This is a genomic window from Chitinophaga sp. LS1 (assembly GCF_034274695.1).
Lineage (GTDB): Bacteria > Bacteroidota > Bacteroidia > Chitinophagales > Chitinophagaceae > Chitinophaga.
In genome coordinates this window covers 6566721-6591646 of the sequence record NZ_CP128362.1, presented here as the reverse complement: position 1 = coordinate 6591646, position 24926 = coordinate 6566721, and the positions used below count along the sequence as shown (strand labels likewise).

Annotated in this window: 28 protein-coding genes and 1 tRNA gene; 24 read left to right on the top strand and 5 right to left on the bottom strand. The window is 39.0% G+C overall.

The features are described from left to right. The first annotated feature begins 470 nt into the window (after nucleotides 1–470). The 21 genes from QQL36_RS27045 (at nucleotide 471) to QQL36_RS26945 (ending at nucleotide 17614) form a co-directional block, all read left to right on the top strand. Nucleotides 471–698, top strand: coding sequence for a DUF4248 domain-containing protein (locus QQL36_RS27045; RefSeq protein WP_146971320.1), 228 nt, complete (start codon nucleotides 471–473; stop codon nucleotides 696–698). A gap of 116 nt (nucleotides 699–814) precedes the next feature. Further along, a complete protein-coding gene (locus tag QQL36_RS27040) occupies nucleotides 815–1069 on the top strand; it encodes a hypothetical protein (RefSeq protein WP_321567413.1) in 255 nt (84 codons plus the stop codon). Further along, nucleotides 1053–1535 (top strand): hypothetical protein, encoded by a 483-nt coding sequence (locus QQL36_RS27035; RefSeq protein WP_321567412.1) that lies wholly within the window; start codon nucleotides 1053–1055, stop codon nucleotides 1533–1535. Before QQL36_RS27040 ends, QQL36_RS27035 begins: the two co-directional genes overlap by 17 nt. Before the next feature lie 6 nt (nucleotides 1536–1541). Beyond that, nucleotides 1542–2426, top strand: coding sequence for a transglutaminase-like domain-containing protein (locus QQL36_RS27030; RefSeq protein ID WP_321567411.1), 885 nt, complete (start codon nucleotides 1542–1544; stop codon nucleotides 2424–2426). A 92-nt stretch (nucleotides 2427–2518) separates the two neighbouring features. Next, on the top strand, nucleotides 2519–3247 hold the full coding sequence (locus QQL36_RS27025) for a hypothetical protein (protein ID WP_321567410.1): 729 nt from the start codon (nucleotides 2519–2521) through the stop codon (nucleotides 3245–3247). Nucleotides 3248–3269: 22 nt separating this feature from the next. After that, nucleotides 3270–3908, top strand: coding sequence for a hypothetical protein (locus tag QQL36_RS27020; RefSeq protein ID WP_321567409.1), 639 nt, complete (start codon nucleotides 3270–3272; stop codon nucleotides 3906–3908). A 17-nt stretch (nucleotides 3909–3925) separates the two neighbouring features. Further along, entirely contained in the window at nucleotides 3926–4654 is a 729-nt protein-coding gene (locus QQL36_RS27015; protein WP_146971325.1) for a hypothetical protein, read from the top strand. Between the two features lie 77 nt (nucleotides 4655–4731). Continuing rightward, nucleotides 4732–5112 (top strand): hypothetical protein, encoded by a 381-nt coding sequence (locus QQL36_RS27010; protein WP_146971326.1) that lies wholly within the window; start codon nucleotides 4732–4734, stop codon nucleotides 5110–5112. Beyond that, the gene (locus QQL36_RS27005) at nucleotides 5109–5573 is read left to right on the top strand and encodes a hypothetical protein (protein WP_321567408.1); all 465 of its coding nucleotides are present in this window, start codon (nucleotides 5109–5111) and stop codon (nucleotides 5571–5573) included. Before QQL36_RS27010 ends, QQL36_RS27005 begins: the two co-directional genes overlap by 4 nt. After that, nucleotides 5570–5884, top strand: a complete 315-nt coding sequence (locus tag QQL36_RS27000) for a hypothetical protein (protein ID WP_321567407.1) — start codon at nucleotides 5570–5572, stop codon at nucleotides 5882–5884. The genes QQL36_RS27005 and QQL36_RS27000 overlap by 4 nt, the downstream gene beginning before the upstream one ends. A 1-nt stretch (nucleotide 5885) precedes the next feature. Then, complete coding sequence (locus tag QQL36_RS26995; protein WP_321567406.1) at nucleotides 5886–6692, top strand: hypothetical protein; 807 nt, start codon at nucleotides 5886–5888, stop codon at nucleotides 6690–6692. A gap of 55 nt (nucleotides 6693–6747) precedes the next feature. Next, entirely contained in the window at nucleotides 6748–6930 is a 183-nt protein-coding gene (locus QQL36_RS26990; RefSeq protein WP_146971330.1) for a hypothetical protein, read from the top strand. A 10-nt stretch (nucleotides 6931–6940) separates the two neighbouring features. Continuing rightward, nucleotides 6941–7606 (top strand): hypothetical protein, encoded by a 666-nt coding sequence (locus QQL36_RS26985; RefSeq protein WP_321567405.1) that lies wholly within the window; start codon nucleotides 6941–6943, stop codon nucleotides 7604–7606. Nucleotides 7607–7617: 11 nt separating this feature from the next. Further along, nucleotides 7618–8622, top strand: a complete 1005-nt coding sequence (locus QQL36_RS26980) for a hypothetical protein (RefSeq protein ID WP_321567404.1) — start codon at nucleotides 7618–7620, stop codon at nucleotides 8620–8622. A gap of 43 nt (nucleotides 8623–8665) precedes the next feature. Beyond that, nucleotides 8666–9295, top strand: a complete 630-nt coding sequence (locus QQL36_RS26975; RefSeq protein ID WP_321567403.1) for a hypothetical protein — start codon at nucleotides 8666–8668, stop codon at nucleotides 9293–9295. Between the two features lie 76 nt (nucleotides 9296–9371). Then, nucleotides 9372–9611 carry a hypothetical protein gene (locus tag QQL36_RS26970; protein WP_321567402.1) on the top strand — a complete coding sequence of 80 codons (240 nt, stop codon included), beginning with the start codon at nucleotides 9372–9374 and terminating at the stop codon, nucleotides 9609–9611. 37 nt (nucleotides 9612–9648) lie between these two features. Next, on the top strand, nucleotides 9649–10293 hold the full coding sequence (locus QQL36_RS26965; protein WP_321567401.1) for a hypothetical protein: 645 nt from the start codon (nucleotides 9649–9651) through the stop codon (nucleotides 10291–10293). A gap of 5 nt (nucleotides 10294–10298) precedes the next feature. Then, nucleotides 10299–10472, top strand: coding sequence for a hypothetical protein (locus tag QQL36_RS26960; RefSeq protein WP_321567400.1), 174 nt, complete (start codon nucleotides 10299–10301; stop codon nucleotides 10470–10472). Nucleotides 10473–10474: 2 nt separating this feature from the next. Then, nucleotides 10475–11359: a hypothetical protein gene (locus QQL36_RS26955; protein ID WP_321567399.1), complete on the top strand. Its 885-nt coding sequence runs from the start codon at nucleotides 10475–10477 to the stop codon at nucleotides 11357–11359. Nucleotides 11360–11419: 60 nt separating this feature from the next. Further along, nucleotides 11420–16090 carry a strawberry notch-like NTP hydrolase domain-containing protein gene (locus QQL36_RS26950; RefSeq protein WP_321567398.1) on the top strand — a complete coding sequence of 1557 codons (4671 nt, stop codon included), beginning with the start codon at nucleotides 11420–11422 and terminating at the stop codon, nucleotides 16088–16090. A gap of 9 nt (nucleotides 16091–16099) precedes the next feature. After that, nucleotides 16100–17614 (top strand): ATP-binding protein, encoded by a 1515-nt coding sequence (locus tag QQL36_RS26945; RefSeq protein ID WP_321567397.1) that lies wholly within the window; start codon nucleotides 16100–16102, stop codon nucleotides 17612–17614. Nucleotides 17615–17832: 218 nt separating this feature from the next. On the opposite strand, the gene QQL36_RS26940 is transcribed toward QQL36_RS26945, so the two are convergent. Next, nucleotides 17833–18492: a hypothetical protein gene (locus QQL36_RS26940; RefSeq protein ID WP_321567396.1), complete on the bottom strand. Its 660-nt coding sequence runs from the start codon at nucleotides 18490–18492 to the stop codon at nucleotides 17833–17835. A 225-nt stretch (nucleotides 18493–18717) separates the two neighbouring features. Between QQL36_RS26940 and radC the strand changes: the two genes are divergently transcribed. The 3 genes from radC to QQL36_RS26925 all read left to right on the top strand — a co-directional run bounded on the left by radC (nucleotide 18718) and on the right by QQL36_RS26925 (nucleotide 21047). Beyond that, nucleotides 18718–19461 carry a RadC family protein gene (radC, locus tag QQL36_RS26935; RefSeq protein ID WP_321567395.1) on the top strand — a complete coding sequence of 248 codons (744 nt, stop codon included), beginning with the start codon at nucleotides 18718–18720 and terminating at the stop codon, nucleotides 19459–19461. A gap of 237 nt (nucleotides 19462–19698) precedes the next feature. Beyond that, nucleotides 19699–20628: a hypothetical protein gene (locus tag QQL36_RS26930; protein ID WP_321567394.1), complete on the top strand. Its 930-nt coding sequence runs from the start codon at nucleotides 19699–19701 to the stop codon at nucleotides 20626–20628. Between the two features lie 179 nt (nucleotides 20629–20807). After that, entirely contained in the window at nucleotides 20808–21047 is a 240-nt protein-coding gene (locus QQL36_RS26925) for a hypothetical protein (RefSeq protein WP_321567393.1), read from the top strand. 74 nt (nucleotides 21048–21121) lie between these two features. Here the strand turns inward: QQL36_RS26925 and QQL36_RS26920 are convergent, their stop codons facing one another. The 4 genes from QQL36_RS26920 to QQL36_RS26905 all read right to left on the bottom strand — a co-directional run bounded on the left by QQL36_RS26920 (nucleotide 21122) and on the right by QQL36_RS26905 (nucleotide 24906). Next, nucleotides 21122–22243 carry a site-specific integrase gene (locus tag QQL36_RS26920; protein WP_321567392.1) on the bottom strand — a complete coding sequence of 374 codons (1122 nt, stop codon included), beginning with the start codon at nucleotides 22241–22243 and terminating at the stop codon, nucleotides 21122–21124. Nucleotides 22244–22663: 420 nt separating this feature from the next. Next, nucleotides 22664–22747: transfer RNA gene (locus QQL36_RS26915), tRNA-Leu, on the bottom strand. Nucleotides 22748–22841: 94 nt separating this feature from the next. Continuing rightward, the gene (locus QQL36_RS26910) at nucleotides 22842–23897 is read right to left on the bottom strand and encodes a 6-bladed beta-propeller (protein ID WP_083730343.1); all 1056 of its coding nucleotides are present in this window, start codon (nucleotides 23895–23897) and stop codon (nucleotides 22842–22844) included. Continuing rightward, nucleotides 23878–24906 (bottom strand): sterol desaturase family protein, encoded by a 1029-nt coding sequence (locus tag QQL36_RS26905; RefSeq protein WP_321567391.1) that lies wholly within the window; start codon nucleotides 24904–24906, stop codon nucleotides 23878–23880. The genes QQL36_RS26910 and QQL36_RS26905 overlap by 20 nt, the downstream gene beginning before the upstream one ends. Nucleotides 24907–24926 lie beyond the last annotated feature (20 nt).

The window sequence follows — 24926 nt, the reverse complement described above, 5'->3', positions numbered from 1 at the left end:
CACGCATGCTGGGTACTAAGCTACAATGCATTTTGGTGTTACGACCGTTTACCCGCAGCAGAAGTCTTATATGCGAAAAATGCTATCTGGAATATCCTTAGCAAACCGTCAGTTGATCAGAATTTCATAAAGATGATAGAACGATTACTTCTATCGTATAAAACGGTGCGTAATGATAACTCAAGGTGGATAGATCTACCGTCACTTTGGTTTAATCCTGAATTTCCTGACGGGATCTCTAGCTATGATGATTTCTATCAATCAGTTAGGGAAAAGAGAAAGGTGGTCAAAGGATATTATAAAGGCATCCAGGTTTTTGCCAGGCATTTATTACGGTACATGGTATGCCCCTCTGACAAAATATTAAAAAGCTGCGGTGCAAAACTCATTTCATTGAGGGAATATGACCTCATCCAGCTATGGAATAATTGTATTGTTCAACTACTTATTAACCCACCAATAACTGATTTATGAGTACCAATAATCCAAAGGTCATTTTCGAACTACGCGCATATAATACAGCACAACTCGCCAAATTATATAAGGTAAACTACCGGACCTTTAACAGATGGTTGAAACCACATCTTCCATTGATTGGTGAAAGGGTAGGCCATATGTACACAGTTAACCAGGTGCTGATTATTATTAACAGGTTGGGATTACCCGGTGATTTGGAGTTCAGGGATAGTAATATTTGACATAATTCGACATAAAACTACATAATTCGACATAATCCTGCATAATCCAACATAATCAGGACACCGTCATTTACCATCGTCGGAACTTTGTACTACAAAACAGTAAAAACTAAATTATGAGAACAGAAACAAACCACGGCGATTCCTCTCTTAATAATATCCTATTGCCTGCAACAATTCTCCTGGCCAATATTGATATGACCGGTTTGTTTGAATATGCTTTAAAGGCATTAACCGGTGGTGCAATATGGCTAGCTTTTAAACTAGCAGGTGAGTATATCCAGCGACGGCGGAAGCGGAAACTAACTAGTACCCGATACAGGCGCGTACATCACAAAAAAACAAATAAGGGAAATGGCAACACTGAATAAATTAATAATGGGCACAGCAGTTGGAGCCGGGGTAATAGCCGTTATAAGTTATTTCGCCAATATGCGACGGGCTTCCGTACAATTAGAAGTTGTCCCCACCGCAACAATTCATTCTCTATCACTTTCTGGTCTGACAATCCGTATTGATGCTTTACTGAAGAATCCAACTGGGGCAAGCTTCAAAGTGAAGTTCCCATATGTGAAGATAAGCCATAAAGATTCTATTCTCGGAAGCAGCCAGGTTATTGATAAGGATATTACTGTTCCAGCATTTGGTCAGGTCATGATTGATAACATCCAGGTTGAAATATCTACTATGAGCTTCTTTTCAGTTGCTTATGATGTTATTAAGGCTTTACTAAACAAGGAATCAATAACAGTAAAGGTAGAGACGATTACTACTATTGATTTAGGTTGGTCACGTGTGCCTTATAACGATCAGAAGGAAATAACATTGAAAAAGTAATTGGATATGCAGGCTGCTACAAGAAGAAAGGTTTACCCAGGAAGAGAGTACGACTACCTTTTTCCGCCAGCGATGAATAGAGATAAAACAGTAGTGGAAAATGCCACCCTGGAGGATACTGTTTCATTTATCCATAAGGTAGTTGGGAGAACTCTTTCTCAGACCTCAAGAATTGCACAGAAATTATCTGGACCCACTGTATATGATACTTGTAAAAACATCTGGCACTTTGTTTATAACAACGTGGCATACCAGAAAGATGCAGAAGGTTTGGAGCAGATACGTAGCCCAAGTCGCACATGGGCTGACAGGAAAACAGGAGTGGATTGTGACTGTTACAGCACTTTTATTAGCAGCATTTTAAGTAATCTTCATATTCCTCATAGTCTAAGGATTACTAAATATCAGCGTGATCATTTTCAACACATTTATCCAGTAGTAAATGATAGGGGTAAAATGATCATTATAGACTGCGTAACAGATCATTTTAACTACGAGGTACCATTTAGTGAAAAAAAAGATATAGTTATGGATCTACAATATTTAGACGGCCTGCAGGGAGTAGGTGAGCGAGGCAATGATCTTGTATTTGATGGAAATATAGGGGAGTTAGGAGCAGCAGCGAAAAAGAAAAAGAAGAAAGGATTTTTCAAGAAAGTTCTGAGTAAGATTAATAAAATAAATCCAGCTACCATTTTGTTGAGAAACGGTGTCCTTGCTGCCATGAAACTGAACTTGTTCAAGGTAGCATCAAGGATAAAGTATGCTTACCTGTCACCTGAAGAGGCAGTGAAGCGTGGTATTATAAAGGATAAGTTCGACAAATTGGTGAAGGTCAGGGAAAAGTTGGAATCAATATTTGAAACAGCTGGGGTAATCCCAAGAATCTAAAGAAGGCCATTCTTAAAGGTAAAGGCAATAAGAATAAGGAGGTTGCTGTAGCTGGGTTGGGTTTTGTCGATAGTGATGCTTCAGTATTATATATGAACAGCAGTACGCCGCTTGCTACACTACTTGGTCCAGACATCTATTATGATGAAAATGTGAATGGAATGGAGGGATTTGAAGGTTTTGGAGAGCTGGGAGAGCCTGCTACTGGCGCTGCAATTGCGGCAGCTTCTGCTGCCATCGCTGCGTTATCAAAGATCATCAAGGGTATTGGAAACATATTTGGCGGGGGGCAAAAGGGATCGGAAGACTTTTCCGACACAGAAACGGCTGCTGCCGATAAAGAAGCAGCGGAAACCCCATCAACCACCTCGCCAGTTACGACCGCTGTCGCTACAAATACATCATCCAGTTCCTCTACAGTACCAGTAACCAGTGATGAAAGCGAGAATAGTTCTTATGATTCATCAGCATCATCTAATAGTTCATCTGCAAAGGTTGCATCAGAAGATATTGATGATGCCTCGTCTGACTCGTCACTATTGCCCGTTTCGACATCCTCATCACTCACCGTATCAGATGTTGCGAATACAACCACGGCGGCTAAAATTTCGCAGGGATTTTGGGAGAAGAACAAAAAATGGCTGTTACCTGCTGTAATTGGTGTTGGGGCTATTGCCGCTATCACAGTCGGAATGAAAATGCTACATACAAGCGATCATAACGGGAAGCAACACCTCAATGGTATTCCTGCCAGTGCGAAGCCAAAGAATGGTAAGAAGAGAAAGAATTTTAAGAGGAAGACAAAAGTTGCCTTAATGTAAATAATGTGAAAACTATTATTATATGAGTAAGAAAACAAGTAATCGTTATGCTAAAAAAGCGCAGCAGACCCATTATCAGACTATTGCCCGGACATTGGACACTAAAGGAGATTTAAAGAATAGTGTAATTGAGACAGGAAAGGAATTATTAATCGGTGTCCTGGGCGGCGGTTTGTTGGGGTCAGCTATCGGTAAGCCATCATTATTAATCGGCATCGGGGTAACTGGACTGGGACATTTCGTTGGCAATAAAGCAATAAGTCTTTTGGGGGTAGGTATGATGGCCGCCAATGGATTTCAAACCCAGTCATCTGTAAGTGGTATAGAAGATGATAGCCTTCTTGGGTTTAAAGATAGAGTTGTCGCCTTTAAAGATACTTTTTCCCAAAAGCTCTATATCGATAAGTTTATTAAGAATAAAACAAGCACTGCTGCATCCACAGTATCCGGGATTGGAGGTCTTCAATATTTTAATTATGCAAACGAGATCGCCGGAATTGAAGGGTTAAATGCTATTGAAGACCAGGTTGAAAATAGCGCTATGTCCAGGCTTCAGCTACAGGGAGGTGTCGGTGTATCTCCAGATTATAATTTCCCTGGTATAGAAGGCCCAATTGCAGATCTATCTGATTTAGGGGATGTTTCTGATTATAATTTATAACCTTTAAAATACACACTATGCTCGGTTTAGACGGATTAAATGGTCCACTCGAAGAATATAATAACTCTGGTGCATTACTTGGATTAGATGGGTCTGACGGCGATGAATTGATAGGAGAATTAAAAAGAATGAATCCAGTAAAAAGACAGCGTACGGTTAATAAACTGGCTTCTACTGGTGCTCCTTCAAAAGGCTCCCGTGCAGAAATGGAGAAATTTTTTGGTGAATTACCCGCCTCCATTAAAGAAGCGTTAGTCAAGGGTGATCTTCGCCTGGCAGATACCTTGATCTATTCAATTAAACCAGTTAATTCCAAGACTATTAAGATGTGGGAGACACAGGATGACCGTGAAGTTGGATTTCGTAATATCTCCAATGCGAAGCTACCCAAAAACCAGGCTTTATTGGTATCTGGTATATACCTGCTAGCAGGTACCGCTGCAAGCAGTGGAAAAGATCAGATACTCTCAACCAAGTATGTGGGGCTGGAAAATTATTCAGCATTACTGAATGGGGAATTTAATGTGAAGTATAATAAAAAGCAGATAGTACCGGAAACTTCTAATTACGTATTCAGAACGGATCAATATACCCAGGTTCCGGTAGGTTATTACAAATTGGCAAATCCCCGGTTGATTGTTGATGACGTTTTAATCGAACTGACTGTAGAGTTGGGAAGCACAGAAGGGCTTCCAGCTAATACATACATATATGCGGGTCTTCATGGTACGATAACTACGCCATAATTGTTCCTTTATTTAAGCTTTATCAGGCGGCAGATTTTCATCTGCTGCCGTATATCCTAATCCTAAAAAATCATTTTATGGCTACTACCATTGTTAAAAAGAGATTTGATATTGCTGTTACCGCTAGTGATAGGATCTTTTCACAGACGTTCGAATTAGATAAGAATATCACTTTCATTAAAGGAATACTATTGACCGCTGATAAAGAAGATCTACTCTACTATAGAGGTTCTCAGCGGATCGAGGTCAACAAACAGGAAATATTTCCGGAGAATTATGAAACGAAACTGTTGATGTGTGGTATAAATGTATCCCCGAACGCGAGGTATTATGTTACTAATATCCCGGTTGGTAATGGATTAGTGAGAATGGAATACAAGGATAGTAATGATACGCGCATGACATTTGAATCATATAGGGTGAGCCTTTATTTGGACTGTGAACAGGTAGAGTTATGAGGGAAGAAATAATAGTTCATACCCTGTTAATAACCAGGGCTGGAGAACATCAATATTTCCAACTAAATATTTCCAGGGATGTCGTTGCAATTACAGGAGTGGCCAGTAGTGTCCAGCTAATGCAGGATGTGAAGGCTACAGGAACTGGGCAGGTAGGTTTCTTACAATTTCAGGCCACTGGAAAAGCCAATGGGTGCTATAACACCATATGCAAATTTGAATCTTCCCAGGCACTGAAGTCAGATTTAAGCCTTACAACGTACCAGGCAGGATTTACAAAGCCGACCTTATTACAAAAGAATGGAATTGCTCAGAGAAGAATGAACTCACCAGAAACTATTTTCCTCCCCTCGTGTAACTGCTTTTATGCGAATTATAAGGATTTATTAGGAGAAAGGTTGGCGAAGGATATAGCATATAGGATAAGCATAACATTATGGATTCAAGTTAATCGAAAATGACTACAGCAATTGCCCAGCAATATATTGATGGAAGAATGAGGGAGTTAGGTTATACTAACAGCTATTACATAAGGCTCAGGCACTATGTATTAAGGCCCAGGCAAACCGTTACTATCCTGGCTGATTCACATATGTTTTTGCTCATTAACCCTGCTGTTATGATTCGGGTACAGAGTGCTTTTGGTATATACGACCTCACAGTAGACACAGTTAACGAGTTGCAGTATGAGCACATGGGGAACATCGAAGTAGAGAATTATGCCAATCATAGACAACACATAGAATTTTTACAGGTAATTATACATCCATAATATGCCACTAATAGAAGAAAAATTTGATCAACAGAAAGTAGATTTCCTTAAACGCTTTCTTCAACGTGAAGCAGATAAAAATCGCCCACGTGATTATGAGATAAAGGTTGACGGATTTCATATTGTCTCCAGGACCGATGATGTTTCTGAGTTTGATGAATATGAGCAGGAGATAAAAGATTCAACAAGGAATTTGAGCATATTAATTTATGACGGTCCTAATACGAACAGGAATACCCGGTATTCTTTTATTCTAAATGCAGATAATGGAAGCAGGACTAGCACAACACTAAATGGTTTAGGGGAGATAGACCAGATGATAGCGCAGAAGATGGAAGAGAAGGAACGTGAGTATGAATTGAATAGAATGAGAGAGAAACTGAAAGACGTGCAGGCTCAGCTAACTGAAGCAGAAGAATATGCTGATGTGTTGCAGAATCGTATTAAGGAGATGGAGGATAAACGATATACCAATGCGGTATCGCTAGGAGAAGTAGCCAGTGTTGTGTTAAAGGGGCTGGTACAACAGCATGTATCCAAATTGCCAGGCGGAGCGGCACTAGCAGGTTTGTTAGGCGCTGAGGCACCTGCTAATTCCTCACCGGCTACATTGCCTGAAACATCTGTGAGCTTTGAGAGATCCAATGACGATCAACCCGATGAAATTACCCGTAACCGGTTATCTCTTATTGCCCAAATGCAGGAGCGGTTTAATGAGCAACAAATGATAGCCGTTTTTACCATTATGGATGTTCTGGCAAATAGTCCTGAAAAAATTTCATCTGTTCTCGCCCACCTTGGACATTAAAGAATAGCTCAAGCATAATTAATTCATTTTAAGCATTTATTAAATCCATTCCAACATGAAAGAGTATAGTTATAATATCAAGATTAAGGCTTCCAGTGAGAATGAGGCAAAAGATAAGATTTCAGCATTTGCCACCTTAGCCAGCCATTTAACAGCTGCTGAACTTGCAAAAATGGCCCACGTTCTGAAAACGGATGCCAGCAAAACGGCGATAGCTAAGCAATTTTTAGGAGTTTAACTATTGTAAGATGGGAAAAGACGCACTTACAACCCGTGAAAAAATTCAATATAGTCTCATTGGGATAGTGGTATTAGGCGGAGCATTTATTATCGGAAGGAAAATAGTGCTCAATAACAGGGCGAATAATGAAGAACAGAAAACCTTTGAGAGTGGTAGTATTCCTGCTTTTGCCAAACAGGTAAAGATGGCCTTTGAAAATGATGGTTGGTGGGGTACGGATGTAGAAGCCTTACGTGACACTATTCGAAGTATTCCCAGTAAGGAGGATTTCGTGAAGGTAATGAATAGTTATTCACGATTATACAATCGTACCATGATGAGGGATATGCAGGATGAGCTACAAACCACTGAGTATAATGAGCTATTAGCCATTATTGCTGGCAAACCAGATGCCTTAAATTCATCTTCTTCTGTTGTGATTGGTCCAACTCAATATCTTTCCTGGGCACAGCGTCTCAAAGCGGCATTTGATATTCACTATGGCCTTTTCCCGGGAACTGATGAGAGTGCAGTTAAAGCTGTATTCATTGAGATACCATCAAAGGCTGCATATGAACAGGTAGCCGCCATCTACAGGCAGACTTATGGGAACGACCTGGAAAGTGATCTAAGGAGTGAATTGGAATTTTGGGAATATGATCCAATGATGTCTATTATTAGAAGTAAACCGTAATACGAATCTTTATGAAAAAAAGTGGGGTAAAAGCTAAAAGTACTTCGGGTAATACGAGGAGCAGGAAAGCTGGAAAGAAGCAGGCAAAAAGTAATATAGTGTTAACTACACTGGCAGTTGCTGCAACCGGGATCTTAGGGTATTTGGGATGGCAGTACCTGCGGAAGAAGAAGAAAACCAGTAGTACATCTGCTGATTTAAATACCATTTTACGACCTACTACGGCGGTTTACCCATCCACAACATCGTATACTGATACACCTGCAACGCCAGTATATTTAACGCCAGTAAATACAAGCCAAGGTTCAGGGAAAGCTGCAACTTCTTCAACTACATCCCAATTAAATAGCAACTTTCCATTGAAAAAGGGCAGTAAAGGACAATTAGTCAAAGCACTTCAGCAGGCATTGATTAGTAAATACGGGGTATCCATTTTACCTAAGTATGGTGCAGATGGGGATTTTGGTTCTGAAACAGTCGCTGCCTTAGTTAAAGCTGGTTTACCGGCCGTTATTGATGAAAGTACCTATTATGTTTTTGTCCAGGGTAGTAGTAGTGTTACTGATAAATCAGCATTGGCTTCAAAATTTCTTGCGGCCGCCACAACATCTAATTTGTCAACGGTTTTAGGCTTGTTAAAGCAAATGAATACAAAAGAGGATTATAAGCAAGTTAGCGCGGCTTTCTCTCAACTACGGCTTCGTGGTGTCCGGCAGACCCTTGTAAATGGACTTTTAAGCAGTTTTAGCAAAGAATCTGACAAGGAACAAATAAGGTATCAATTTATTCGTATGGGTTTGCGATATAATGGAAGTACATGGTCATTGGATGGTATCGATGGTAGAACTTTAATCACCATTGAGCCTGCGAATGTGTGGATTAATGCTAATGAGAGAATGGAAGTACCTCAGAAGACTGTGTTAGGAGCTGAGGTCACTAAGAAACTGGACTATACACTTTTCGAAAACAAGGGAAGGTACTTCCTGGTAGCCACTAAGTCCATAAAGTACCTATAAGTTTTAGTTAACCCGATATTCTTCACTTTCAAATAGCGTTAAAATGCAGACTATTTTAAATGATGCTCTCCTTCAGAGGGGGTATAAGGTTGCCGTGCGCCCATGGGAGCTAAATATCATCGGTATCAGGCATAATACCAGTATTCCTAATGTCTTTAATGACAGTATTAATGTGCTATTTACAGATAATACAGGAAAGCAGGTTGCTTTCAGCTGGAGGGCTACAACTGATCCCGGTACATATTGGTTACGTAATCCATCCAATGAACAGGGAACGGCAATTCTTAAACCTGGTCAATATCCAGGTAGCCATGGTTTGGGAATGCACAGGGGGAAGTACCTGGCATTGGTCCAGGTGAAGCCAGTAACTGTTATACGGGATTTTAACCGGGATGGGAAGCCTGACTATAATTCAGGCCGTGAACAGACCGGCCTTTATGGGATCAATATTCATAGGGCACTTGCCAATGGAACAACGAAGTATATTGATCAGTATTCGGCTGGTTGCCAGGTGTTTTCTAATGCTGATGACTTCTCGGTATTTCTCCAATTAGCAGAAAGGCACCGCGCACTTTACAACAACTCTTTTACCTACACTCTTTTATCTGGTCTGCCGGATGGTAGCCTGCCCCTATTTGATGGCGATGGTAAGTCTATCATAAAAAAAAATTAATGATCAGTATTGCAGGATTACTATTTGCCGGCAGCATATCACTGGCCACATATAAACTCATAAAATCCAATAGCACATGAGAGATATGAAGAATTTCATCCTTCAATTACTGAAGGATAAGAATGGAAGCTATAGCCTGAGAGAATTGGTTATCGGAACATTGTTGCTGGCCCTGATTATTAGTTGGATTGGACAGCAGTTCCTTGGAAAGGATATTCCCGAAGCGATGTTCTTTACGTTTGCCAGTTTAATTGGCACAGGAACCTTTGGATATTCCCTGGAGAGGAAAAGTACTGATTCCAATAAAAATATTTAGACCTCATTTTTAACCCAATAAGTATAAAACATATTTCATGAAAAAAATAATAGTAGAACTGTTTGTTATTTCTTTAATCGCTGTAATGGCTTATTATTTCTTAAAACCTTTATTTAAAGGCAATTCTCAAAAATTATCGGTAAGGGTCGAGGAACCGATTGTGTTCCTGGATAAAATTCATGAATCCGAGAAGTACTTCATCGGTAAAATTGATTCTTTAAAGCGGGTGAATGCAGACCTAAATCAGAATATTATCAAAACTCGTAGTTCATTGACTGCTGTAAAAGTTGAAAATGCATCATTAAGACAATCTATTGATGATTTACTATCTGTTCACTATACCGAAACAGATACCTCGGAAATCATTAGTAATTGTGATAGCCTGGCTGTAGCATTGGTGAATTTTAAAGCGATTGACCAGCTTAAAGATAGTTTGTATGACTCAATGGTTATTGACCTTCAGTCACAGGTTTCTATAAAAGACAGTATGATTTCCCTGCAGAAAGACGAATGTGATACCCTCAGGAATAATCTTACAAGTATTGCCTACCAACATCAGCAGCTATTAACGGAAAATACCCAGCAGCGGGAAATGATCAAAAAGCACCGAAAGGGTAAAAGGTTGCTTGGTGGCATTCTTGCGGTTATCACAGGTGTTCTTGTTGTAGTAGCTATTCATTAATGCATATGGAAAATAAAGAAAGGGCTGTTATAGCTACCAGTACTTTAATCAGCTCATTAGCCTTTTACTGGTATGCACAAGCAAACAGGAAGTCAGAGGTGCCTTATTTGCTTATGGGTGGTTTTGTTGGGGCAATGGCAGCGGAATTAATACTCATTAAAATCGATAAAAGAAATTAATTATGAGTATGCAGATATATAGTTATGGGGCATTTATCCGGATGGTAACTAATGATAGTGTGCTTTTAATAGCCAAAGACCAAATAAAAACTGTAGAAACTGTTAGGGATGATACTATCAAGATCAGTTTTGGGGAAGGTACTTTAGGAGATCTGTTTATAAAATTGGTGGATGTGACGGCACCGTCAGGGATTGTTGATATAGCTGCTTTGAGAGATGCGGTAGCTCATATGCTTGATTATTCTAACGGTTATGAGGAATTGGCCTTGAATAAGCAGCAGCTGGGAATAGAGCAGCTCATAGAAATTAAACAGGTTCTAAATCTGTGGCATAGCACCCAGCAGATAGATCTCAATTTTCAACAATTGCAGGTAAATGCGTTAATCGCTATTGGTAACCGGTTATTGGAGGAAAAGGAAAACGGCCAGCAACTGCTAACCAGTATGCAGGATCAGACATTGTCAGTTAAGGAGCAGACAGTGAAAATTTCATCGCTTGCTGAAAAGGTATCTGATATAAAATCCGGAGAGGATGAATTGTTGACGAAGCAAGATGCAATTATCTCCCTGATTAGTGCCCATTCCATCATGTTTACTTCCATGGTTGAGAAGTTGGGTGTAATCAGTACAACAGATCAAAGCCTGTTAAATAAGCAAGACAGTTTAACAGGTGTGTTGACGGATACTAAAGTGATAACCGGGCAAGTTCAGACTACCCTCGCTGATATTCTGAATGAGTTGAAATCTCAAACTAATAAGTTGTCGACAATGGATGCCACATTGAATGACTTACGTAGCCAGCATGCCAGTTTGATAAATAAGCAGGATACGCAAAATCAACTGCTCACTGATATAAAGCAATTATTAGCAAATACAGGTTCACATTAGAAAGTGTTATAGGTGGCTTCCGATCCCAGGAAGCTACCTATAACTTATTATTCCTTTTTTATGAGAGAAGACTATATTGATTGGGTAATATCATGCCTGCGCAATAATGAAATTGTCAATAAGCGAATAGTTGAAAAGAAGGCTTTATCTCTTGGTATTGATGATAAAAATACTATTAAGGAATTGACAGAATTGGCTATAGTCATATATGCCAGGGAATTGTCGGCATTGCCAATTGAACAGTATGAGAGATTTACCAGAATTGTTGATTTATATCGCAGGCAAGTTATTCTATCACATCGTACAAGCCAGTCCATTTTATTACAACAATATTCCACACCAGCACCAATAGGGTACTTACTTGGAGTATACTGCAAGCTTAGCCTACTCACATATACCGGCGGTTATTGTTTTGAACCATCTGCCGGGAATGGGTTATTAACTATTGCTGCGAATCCCAGGAATGTAATAGTGAATGAGATTGATAATTTAAGAAATACGAACCTGCATGCACAGGGATTTTATAATGTCTTACAACAGGATGCGACAATTCCATTTAAGCAATATGCTAAATATTTTTCGGCTGTTTTAACTAATCCTCCGTTCGGCAATTTGGTGAAGCCCTTTATGGTGGAGGACTATAAAATTACTTCACTGGAACACTTAATGGCGATTCGGGCATTGGAGACGATGAAGGATAATGGTAGGGCCGCAATAATTATTGGTGGAAATACATGGTGGGATGACCTGGGAAGGGTACAGCCAATAAGTGATAGGATTTTTTTTAATTATTTATACAGCCGGTTCCATGTTGATGATGTCATTAACATTGACGGTAAGAAATTATATAGCCGCCAGGGAACGGCAGTTAATGTACGGCTGATCTTAATCGATGGTAGAAAGGATAAACCGATTGGGGCTACGCCGCTATTTGACTCAGAAAATGATATTGTATTCGGAGACTTTTATGAGCTATATGATAGAATTATGAAAAGGGTAAAACAAAGCCAAATCAGGAAGAGAAAGGAGAATGAGCAAAGAGCAAGGCAGTTAAGGGAAATGCTGGATAATGATCTTTTAGGCTCTTTGGAAGCTCCTTATCAGCCTGCATCTAATGCATGTGTTGTGTTAGATACCCAGGTGCCGGACAGTATGTCTTTTGAGACGCAGTCTTCGATTGATAGGATTAGAATCGAGGTTGGTGGGGATATGGATAATTTTGTCAGGCATCGATTAGGATTCAATTCGAAGATGGAACTGTGTAATGCTTTAGCTGCTGAACAAATAGATGCAGTTGGAACTGCTATTTATAATATAGAGGCCAAAAATCAGGGAATGATCATCGGGGATCAGACAGGAATAGGCAAGGGTAGAATTGCTGCCGCAATCATTAGGTATGCTATACAGCAAAATTTGAAACCAATATTCTTAACTGAAAAATCTAACCTGTTCAGTGATATTTACAGGGATCTTTTGGCCATTGGCAGTGCGCATCTACGGCCATTTATTGTTAATTCAAAGGAGTCCAAAACAGATATTAAAGACCAGGACGGTAATGTTGTTTACCAGGCGCTTCCTGTGGAACAGCAGAAGAGCATATTCCAAAGACGAGAACTACCTGCAGGGTATGACTATGTTGTCGCAACCTATTCACAATTTAGTAGTCCAGATAAAAAGCCGGACAAACCGTTATTTTTAGCAGAAGTTGCGCAGAATAGTATTGTAATTCTTGATGAATCACATAATAGTAGTGGCAGTTCAAATACCGGGGCGTTTTTACAGAATGTGGTTGCAGCGGCGAAAGGTGTTGTTTTCCTTAGCGCCACTTTCGCAAAGAGGCCGGATAATATGCCGATTTATGCGCTAAAGACAGCAATTGCTGATTGTACAATGAGTAAGGAGGAGCTGGTAGATGCTATTTCGCGTGGCGGAGTTGCTTTACAGGAAATTCTGAGCGCGCAATTGGTCGCGGAGGGGCAAATGCTACGTAGGGAAAGGAGTTTTGAGGGAGTAGAAGTGAATTATATTACTTTAACGGACCAGGCGCAGGAACATAGGGCAATTTCGGATAACATTACTTCAATTTTAAGAGATATTATAGCCTTCCAGGATCTGTATGTTAATAAGATAGTTAAGGAATTGGATAAAGTGGCGGCTGCCGAAGGTAAGGAAACTGAATTGCGAAAGGGAACGTCACAAGCTGGAGTTGATAACCAACCATATTTTAGTAAAATCTTCCAGGTAATAAATCAAATGCTTTTCTCTATTAAAGCTGCATCAGTGGCAGAGAGAGCTATCATGAGATTAAAAGAAGGTAAGAAGCCAGTAATAGCGTTTTCATCAACAATGGGTAGCTTTTTAGAAACCCTTGAGAATGAAACGGGCGCTCCTGTAGGGGATGGAGATGTAATTAACGCAGACTTTGCTGAGGTATTATATCGAGGACTGGAAGGCGTTTTGAGGTATACGGAGAAAGACGTGAATGGCAAACCTATTTATAAAAGGTTCTCCCTCGAAGAACTTGCCCCGGTAGCGGCATCTGTGTATTATGATATTACGGACAGGATAAAAAGTGTAGCTACTGGGATAACTATATCTCCAATTGACGTGATTTTAAAAACCCTGAAGGATGCAGGTTACACGGTGGCTGAAGTAACTGGCCGTAAGTACGAGTTGCAGCTTAATCTAAAAACGGGGATGGGTTTGGTAACCTCACGTAGGAAGATTAACACAAATGATGCCTTCAGGCAATTTAATAACAACGAGGTTGATGTGTTAATGATAAACCAGGCAGGAAGTACCGGGGCATCTGCTCATGCGATTCCGACCTCCAAGGTGCCAGCGAATTTGGTGAAGCAGCGTGTAATGATTGTTTTGCAGGCAGAGCTGGATATTAACCGGGAAGTTCAAAAGCGTGGTCGTATTAATCGAACCGGTCAGATATTGAAGCCAATATATGACTATGTCACCTCCGCTATCCCTGCGGAGATGCGATTAATGATGATGTTACAAAAGAAACTGAAGAGTTTGGATGCAAATACTTCTTCTAATCAAAAACAGTCTACAAAAATTCTGGATGTACCTGACTTCCTGAATAAATATGGGGATGTATTGGTATTGGAGTATTTAAAGGAGAACAAGGAAATTAATAGGGTATTAGACAACCCGTTAGGATTGGATGAAAATGGAGATGGGGGGATAGAGGATGCTGCTCATAAGGTAAGTGGAAGGGTCGCAGTGTTGGATACCCTTGCCCAGCAGGATTTTTATAATGAAATGAGTACCCGTTATAATGACTATGTTGAATATTTACAACAAGTAGGAGAATACGATCTGGAAGTAGAGGCTATGAACCTACAGGCAGAAACAATTAGTTCCCGGGTTGTGAAAATGGGAAAGGGTGGTGATAGCGCATTTGGAGACGATAGTATATTGGAAACAGTACAAGCCAATGTTTTGAAGAAACCCTTTACAGCTATTGAACTTGAAAATTTATTGGTAGAGTCATTGAATGGCAGGACATCACATGAAATAGTTGCGGAACTGGTTACTGGTTACGAAAATAATGCAAATGCGAAGTTAGAGCAGGAGTTGGAAGAAGAGAATAGCCGGTATGATGATCTTATGAGCTCGATCCCTTATGAGAAATCTATTCGAAAGCTAGCTGCCTCACCGGAGGAACAAATGAATGAAATCAATAAGCGGCGAAATGAGTTGTTGAAAGCGAAGGAACAAAAGCTTTCTATGATTTCAGCTAGGGCTGCCGCCGCGAAAGGCTATTTGGGTAGAATATTCAATTTTTTCTATCCAGGTAGGTTGCTGAATTATCCTATTGAAACCTATTCAAATGGGAGTGAAGTTGTACCTGCAGTATTTATCGGGTACTTGTTGGATCTAAGAAAGAAAAACCCTTATCTGCCCTCTCAAATTAAGCTACGTTTTGCTATAGCCAGTAGTAATAAGTATGTAGCTATTCCCCTTTCTTTTTCCAAGGATATTAATGCGATAATAGGGGTTAGTAATGACTTACGTCAAAAAGATAGGCAAGATATTCTGACAGATTGGGCAAACTTTATTCAACAGACAAATGTTGATCGCAGACAGCGGAATATTGTCACAGGTAACCTTCTACAGGCATTTTCGGAATTCAAAGGGAAATTAGTATCCTATACAACTATGAATGGTGAAATAAGAAAGGGGATTTTGATGCCTGAATATTGGAATGCTTCTGAGCAAACAAAGGATAAAGTTACGGTTCCTATTATTAAGGCACTTCCATTAATTAGATCCCTGGTAAGAAATAGTCATATCGTTACGAATAATGGATTGTCTTTTTTTAAACAAGAGCAGCAATTTAAAATTGTGGTTGGAGGTAGCCTTGTGTCCGGAGGTGCGATATACCTGGATAAGGATTTACTTCCCCTAACCATTGGAAACAATTTTCAAAAAACATCAAATAAGATGGTTGCCGAAGTGGCTGAAGATAAAATTTCCGCGTTCGTAAAGGTGTTGCAAGATAATCACGGTTTATCAGTCACGGTTGATAGTGCTCAGTATCGTCAAATTGAAAATCAATCGGAAAGAATTAGTTCAAAGAGACCTATTGAGCTACCGCCACCGGAAATATTGGTGGAAAATAGAAGTATTAAAGTTGTAGACATGGCGAGGCGACGGAGATTTGAAAATGAGGCTATGGCTTTGAAGTTGAAGTTATTATTGTTGGCATCCTAATCCTAAATTATGCTTAATTACACAAATTATTTCGATAAGGTAAAGAAACTGGATTTCTCCTCTTTACCGTCATCTATTCAGCAAACCCACGAATGGATTATCAAGATTACAGATGCCGGGCAGGACTGGTCAGAATATTTAGAAAGTGACGGTATTCGGGAAGCGATTGATATTTACTTTGAAAAAGTAGATAAGTATGTAAAGCAAAGTGATGGGGCTGATCGAACTAATACAAGGAGACAGTCATCAAAGAAGAATATAAGCGAAAACAGAATAAACGACCAATCCCCTAAAAGTAGAACCAATAGAGGCCAGAGCGCAAAACCTGGTATTGATGCGCGTGAAAATCCTGCTGGTGAGGTTGAACATCTTGATGAAGAAGTGAAATTTATTAAAAGGTACGTTTCCTTACATGGGAAAACCAAGGAAGACAAGCAACTGCTAAATTTTATTAATTCTTTGCAAAGAGCAATTATAGAACGAAAGATTAAGAAGACATCACGCTTTGCTGAACAGATCAGGTATATCCAGGATAATATAATTCGGGTGTATAACTCTATGGGTAAAACCATTTCTATTAAAATAAAGGAGGATAAGCTAAATGAATTTCGAGCTATTATAGAATCCGAAAAGGTTAGATTTTCAGTTTCCTATATTAAGCGATATATATCAATGCAGGGGAAGCTTATCACAAAGGAGAAGGCAAAGAAGTTATTGGATATTATTGAAAGGGCGATTAGTAAGAATCAAATTCCTGCTAATGATCTATATATAAATAAAATCAGCCAGTTACAAACCTGTTTGATGAATTTTATATCAAAAGAATCAAAAATTAAGACGCTACCAATTAATAGTGCAACTTTAAACGGGTGGCAAGATGCACTAGGTGGATGTGGTTGTGGAAAGGGCACCGGTCAAATATTTGGATTGTCAGGTTTTGAAAGTGGAAATATAGCCCCTGAAGTAATCATGAATAGTGAAGATTTTGCCAAGGTCAAGTTTAAGACACTCGGATTTAAAGGAAAGTGGTTGGATCTAATTGGCGACCCAGCGGCGAATTTCACTGCTATGATTTTTGGAAAGCCCAAATTAGGAAAAAGTCATTTGGCATTGGATTTTGCGGGATATTTAGCAAGGAATTTTGGCTATACTTTATATGTGGCGAATGAAGAGAAGCTACAGCATACGCTACAAGCTAAAATTAATAGCGTCAAACACCCGAATTTAGATGTTACAGGAAGTTTGCCGGCTGATTTATCTCCTTATTCCTTTATATTCCTTGATAGTGTCACCTATTTGGGTCTCAAACCTGATGACCTGCGCAATTTAAGGGAAAAATATCCTGAGAAATCTTTCATCTTCGTTTTTCAAACTACAAAGCAAGGGAACTTTAAGGGTGAAAATGCCTTCCAGCATGACGTTGACATAGTAATAGAGGTGCCAGAGAAGGGGCATGCAGTCCAGATGGGTAGGTATAACCAGGGTGGAGAAATGAATATTTTTGATACCCCACTTGTTGCGTAGCGATTTCTCCTTGGTAAATTTAACATGGATTTTTTAATGGCCTGACAATTTTGCCAGGCCATTTTGATTTAATAAATAATAATAACCGTGCAAGGCTATATACCTGGGAATCAAACAATGGAAGAGTTATCAAAGCAACACCTATTTTAAATAAGGAACCAGTTGCAAAGGCTGGTGTAGCCCCTTGCAACTGGTTAATAATTAATGTGATCTGCTAATTATTGTTTTTTTAACCACATTATCATTGACTGCAAAATGCCTATTGATTTGGCAATTGCTGATCTCTCCGGTGTCCTATAGTGGTTTTGAAAGCTTCTGAAGGCGATTTCACCAGTTTGCTTTGAACTGAATAGCTGTATTATGAAACGCATAATTTCAGTTTCCTCTTTTGTGCTAACATTATCTCCGCATCGGACAAAAGCCGATGTCAGGGTGGCTATAACTGAAACTGCTATATTCAGTTTGAATTTATGTTTATGAATGGGTTTGTCAACAGCCGAATTATCAGGAGAAAAAGTTATAAATCGGCGATCAATAAACTGTTTTAGGCTTTGCACTACAGATAAAAGGTGATGTGTTAGTGACATGGTAAGAGAATCCTTTCCTTTATTCATTTCAATGCTGGAAAGACATTCATTCAGACAGTTTTCCAGATATGACAATACACGTGAATAAGAAGAGACATAATTCTCAACACCCTGGCATGACAATAAATGTACCGCCTGCATAAATATCTCTACCTGGATTTCTTTTTCATACGTATTTATTTTGGTTATCTGATACTCATATTCCTGCTGGGTTATCTGGAAAGCATCTTTAATGCTAATATCACAGACGAGTTCCGAAAGTAGGAGTAGAGGGTTTACAGCGTCCGACATATCTATTTTTAGTTTCGTCCTGAGCGGGCATTAGTTCACTCAAGAAATGTTAGATACACCTGGGGTGGTCGCTAGTTGGGTTATTGTAAAAATAGTTTTCAGAAGGGATGTTTTTTTATCCACTTTAGCTAATTATCAAAATTTGGGATGTCATTTTGTTCATTGTTACAATAAAATTTAAGTATTGCGATTTAATTGGTAATTAGGAAATCAAAAAAGGTATTTATGAAATCCATTGTTGATTGGAACCAGGTAATTGATAATAAGATGGTCGATGTAAAATCCCCATTGTCAATGTCCAGGTGGCCAATAGATGATTTACCGCATCAAAAATTAATAAATAACGGTCCTTCTTCCTTGACAGATACGGAACTGTTAGCCTTAGTTATCGGCACCGGTTCTAAAGGGAATAACGTACATAATATAGCAAAGGAATTACTTGCTAAAGCCTCTTACAGCCTCAGTGAGCTAGCGAAATTTAATGTGAACCAGTTTAAGAGAGTTAGAGGAATAGGCGACATGAAAGCTGCCGAATTAGCAGCGGTAATGGAATTAGGAAGACGTAGGCAGGCAGGACTTCTATTGTCGAAAAAGGTCATTACAAATACTATTGATGCTGTGCTATACTTCAAGCCTATATTAGGTGATCAATCTTATGAATCATTTCACGTGTTGTATATGAATCATGGACAAAGGGTTTTAAAACATAGTATTTTAGCCAAGGGAGGGATTGCTAATGTTTCATCAGATACCAAAATGATACTTCGAGAAGCATTGGAAATTGGGGCATCCAAGTTAATCCTTTGTCATAATCATCCTTCCGGGAATTTAAATCCTAGTTCTACGGATAAGTATTTTACGGAGAAAATTGTGAAAGCCGCAAGCCTTATGGATATTGTTGTGATTGACCATATTATCGTTTCAGAGGTCGGATTTTACAGCCTGGCAGATGAGGGATCACTTAATTGATGAAATGTAAAAAATAGTTGATCGACTATTTTTTATATTTTGCGTTTCTGCAAAATTAACTGACTTAAAATTGAGCATCGCAATAATAAATGGTTTTTTCTGATAAGATTTTTGTGCAATAATGTAATGGTATCTCTTTACATTTGATTGGATACAAATTGGCCGGGAACTTCTAAAGTTAAGTCGAATAAGTATATTGCATAATCACAGGTTCAATAAAAAGTTTAAAATATTTCTATGGACTTAAATCTGCTAACGATTGCACGAAGAGCCAATCTTTACGTCAAAATTCATAATGCATTCGAAAGTGCAAAAATGAAATTGGATCATATAGAAAGAATTACTGATAAAATTTATAATTCTACTGATTTCAGTGAGGAGGAAAAGTTACAAACTAGAGAAAATGCAATTATTGGTACTATTAGTATAACAGAACATGTACTTAATGAGGTATTATTTCAAGTTATAATTTCACATCCCAAGAAACTAGGTAATAAAAAATTTGATATTGATGACCTTCTTGAGGAGGGATCTATTTTAGAATTATTTTATAAAAAGGGAACTCAAAAAATCCTTGATCTTGCATATGGTAGATTTGATAAGTTTATTCTTAATGTTAAGGATATATTGGAATTAAATGGAGAGATACCAAATGATATGATAGATGAAATTAATGAAATTAAGTGTACTCGGGATTGTCTGATTCACTCTGCTGGAAAGGCAACAGAACTTTATATAAGCAAAGCTGGATTTAAGGCTAGGTGTAATATGGTTAATCACACATTAAAAATTGATATTGCATACTATAAACGCTGTATGACGTGTCTTAGAGACTTTCTGGATAAGATTAATTTTAATATTCCGGTCAGCATAAAAGAATCTAAAAAAGCATCCATTTTTAAACAAATGTGGGAGTCCACTTGCTTAAATAGACGTATAAAATTTGAAAAGGCTTGGGAGATTATCGATTCATCCTTAGTGAGGCCTATCGATATTGATAATACCTATGGATTCTCTAGTTCTGAGTTAGAAGTATATAATTTGTTTAGACAAATGTATAATGGTTCATACAAAGTTGATTTTACTTTATATTTCGGAAAATGGAAACCCCAAACAAATGAGTATCAAATAGCGATTAGTTGGCTTGAAAATCAATTTTTTTTCTAATTGCTTTGCAAAAAATAGTTCTTATGAACTTGGATAGAATTGAATAAGAGATCAGACGAATAAAACTTTTCGCCATTTTCCAACATATTTCTACATAATATGACATTTTTCGACTTAAAGCTACACAATTGGAATATCAGTTTTAAGGGATGGCTGAACTTTGCTTTAAAATCTGACATATGATTAAACAGCAAGAATTAGTTACTATGCGTGCAATTGCAATTTGCTTCAAACCTTATCTGAAACCAGAAGAAGCACTGATTTTTTGTAATCTTGGCCGCACACAGTTTGCAAAGAAGTGCGAAGAGTTTGGCGTGTTTAAAAATGAAAATGGATACTTTAAAAGAGAGGATGTTGAAAAAATGCTGGAGGGTGAAAAGGCAACAGAGATGGAATTACCGAAGAAGAGGAGGAGATGATTTTTGTCTTCCATTTAAAAAGGAAAGGCTGTCCAAAATGTGGACAGCCTTTCCTTTTTATTACAGGCATCAATTTATTCTTCAGTTTCCTCATCCGGTAAGTGAAGAAAATATTTATCAATATCCACCGATGGCAATTTCATGATGGTTTGCAGCTGGTCTTTAGCCCGGTGTCTTTTATAGGTTTTATTGACCTGTTTGGGTGTCGCATGACCCATTAAGGTTGCGATAGTCACCTCATCTACTAAGGCATCTCTGAGCAGTATAGCAAATGATAAGCGGGCACATGACCAGGTAATATGTTTTGATATTTTAGCCGCTGCTATCCATTTTTCTAGTACTTTGTTACAACCATTACGGCCGAGAAGTTGAAATAGCTTTTTATTCCCAGGCGTATTGCCTCTTTTCCTTCTTTGTATTTTTATTATAGCCTGGGCAATTGGATGCAGGGTTAACGTAACTGGTAAACCTGTTTTCTTTTGTATGATCCTGGTAGTAAGAACGTCATCATTTACGTCACTATTCCAGACACGCTCAACATCGACCCATCTAAGCCCTGTGTAGCAGCAGAAGATAAATGCAAATTTTATTTCCTCGTTTAAACAAGGTGTTTTAACCAGTGTTAAATATTCTTCCACCTCAAGGTTTTCCTTTAACGTCGCGCTGGGATTGGGTATAGCTGCGACTTCGTCTGTGGGATTGACCTGGAAATATTTATCCTTAGTCGCTGCGTTTAATACCCACTTGAATCTTGCATAATATCCCTGGGGAGTTTCCCCCTTAAATTTGGCTAAAAGGAATTTTCTAAATTCTTTGCACAGGTTTTCCGTAATGTCAACTGGCGAAACGAAACTACGCCCTACAAATTCTTTGAATTGCTTAAAGCTGTTCTGTAAAGCCCTGTTACCATCGGTTTTATTTTTATCTACATATTCCGCGTAGTATTCCAGGAAATTCCCCTTAAACTTATGTGGTGGAATGTAGGCAGATCCTATAGATTGCTGTTCTATTATTGTCTGGCTTTTCTTTACATCTATTAATTCTAAGGCTTGCTTATTGTGATTTTTTTCGGTCTGGTTCTTCGGTTTGGTGTAAGTAAATACTCCTACTGCTGGTCGCTGTCCGGGAAGCCGGCCATAGTCATAGTAATAGATCCTTTTATCTTTTGTCCTGTTTAGGTAAGATCCTATTTTCATATCGTTGCGGCTTTTGGGTTATAGGATACTGTGAACAATGGATATGCCGTGCCATAGATATAAGGTGATCTATTTATCGTTTTAAGGGTGGCGTTAAAGAATACGGATATAAGTGGAAATAATAGTGGAAAAAGAATTTTTCGAAATTTTTCCTGTACAGCTGTCAGGACTGCCAGATTTACATTTCTAATTCTGCCAATTAGGTAAGGGGTGGCAATAGTTCGATTAGAAGAATCCCAGGAGTTTTGTTTTTGCCAATTCCGCCAGGAAAAGGTGTGAGTAGTAGGACAATTTCTGCTTGTCATGCTGCTTGTCAATTGCTTGTCAATAATAGTGGTAGAATGCGTTAAAACCTGTGAATTATTGACAAGCATAAATTAAAAATGGCCCTGTAAATCAATTGATTACAGAGCCATTTTGTGCCCAGAACTGGATTCGAACCAGCACACCCTTGCGAGCGCTGCGACCTGAACACAGTGCGTCTACCAATTTCGCCATCTGGGCAACTGATTTTGTGTTTCAGGACCGCGAATTTCTAACCTTTTCTTCTTTCTACAAAATATTATTTTCAAATTTTTCATTTTTTGCTAAATTAATCTCAGGAGACCCGTTTTAATTTATAAGGATATACTTTACCAGATGCCCATTGTGCTACATACAAATTATGATCCCGGTCCACGCACACATCATGCGGATGAAAAAAGATCTTATCTGTCTGGTACATAGGCTGAAGCTGACCATTTTTATAATCAGGTTCACTACCTCCAATATTACTCACTACTTTATTATGCTGATCAAGTATGGTCACGAACCCACTTCCTTCCTTATTCATATCCGGAGAACGAAGCACTGCTGCATACAACAAGTTCCCCTGTACGACAGGTCTGCATACACAGGCACCAGGCAGATGTATAATATCCAGTAATTGTCCTTCCCTGGAGAAACGTTTAAAACAATTCCGTGTACGGTCGGTGATCAGCAAAGATCCATCTTTACTTCTCGGATCTAACAAAATACCATGCGCATTATCAAGATGCTCATCTCCACTACCACGGCCTCCGAAATAATTTAGCAAATGTCCCTTACTGTCGTAATGTAAGATATATTGCTCGCCATAACCATCAGCAATGAAAATATCTCCATTGGGTGCAATCGTAGTTTCTGTAGGAACAAATTTCTCCGCCTGCGCATATAGCTTACTATCCATCGGCGCATCGATAGTAAGCAGTATTTCGCCGCTTAAGGTAGTTTTATATACCTGATGCTTTACCGTATCTGTGATATACAAAAATTCAGTACCATTTTCATCATGAATGGTCAACCCATGCGCACCTGGGAATGCATTGCCCCAGGAATCGAGTAATTGCCCCTTTGTATCGTAAATGAGTATATTGTTTTTCGTTTCGTTGGTCAGCAAAAAGATACGTCCTCTTTTATCCTGCACCATTTCATGACAGTCATTGACAGGATATTGCTGTGGGTTACATTTGCTCCAACTGGTATCAAGTGTATATTGAACATGATTGTGACCATAAACCGGCCCTTTATCACGGGCCATAAGGCCATTGGTCAGCCACAGGCCACCAAGAGATAAAGATGTATTGCGGATAAACTGTCTGCGGGAAGTATTTGTATTAACTGGCTTTGGTTTCATATATCGTGGTTGTTGAAGTGGTTTGTTTTAACGATTCAAGGTAAGCGCGTTTTACGATGACGGCCGTTTTGTGATCTCCTGTATGACTCCATCCAGGAGGCATAAAAATGTAACGGATTTTATTCATGATGCCTGGGGCTTTCCATACATCCAGCGCCAGGTAATAGAATTCACCGAAATAAACATCGAAGAAATTACGATTGTTTACATTTCGTGTTACGCCGTATTGAATTGGTTCTTTAGGATCTTCATATTGAAAAGTACCAAACACCTTATCCCAGATGTTCAGCAGATTACAAAAATTTGTATCCATGTACAAGGGGTTCTTTGCATGATGTACACGATGATGAGATGGGGTCAAAATCCATTTATTGAGAAAGCCCAATCTTCCGTTTTTAAGAATGTTTTCTCCTACATGAATAAACCCTCCCCAAAGGCCATCAATGAACATTATGAAAAACAATAGTGGAGGATTCACGCCTGCCAGTATACATACCGTGGTACGAATAATATCGGCATAGGCGCCTTCTAAGAAGAAATGCGCATAGCTTACAGAAAGGTTCATCGTCTGTGGCATATGATGGGTAGCATGCAGGCACCAGAATAAGCGAACCCTGTGGCCCCAGTAATGATACAGGAAGTGACCAAATTCCCAGATGATATAGCCATAGATCAGCCAATACCAGGTAAACGTAGTTTTGAAGATGGCATACTTCTCGAATACGCCGATGCAAAAAGCAATGGCTGCAATAGAAAGAAAACGGCCGATTACGCGATTGATAACGAAGATAATAAAAGGCATCCGATAGTCTTCTATCTTAAACCTTTTATAGACGAGTGCGCGTGTTATTTCAATTAATAACAAAAAGGGGAGTACCGGTGAGATGGCGCCTAATATGCCGTTTAAAGTGAGCAAGGACTGGTAATTTCCTGTGCGGTACATTTCGAGTAGGGCATTAAGCCCCATGAAGCCGATGATTTCGTCGTACAATGTGTGGAGTATTCCCATACGTGGATATTTGATTATTA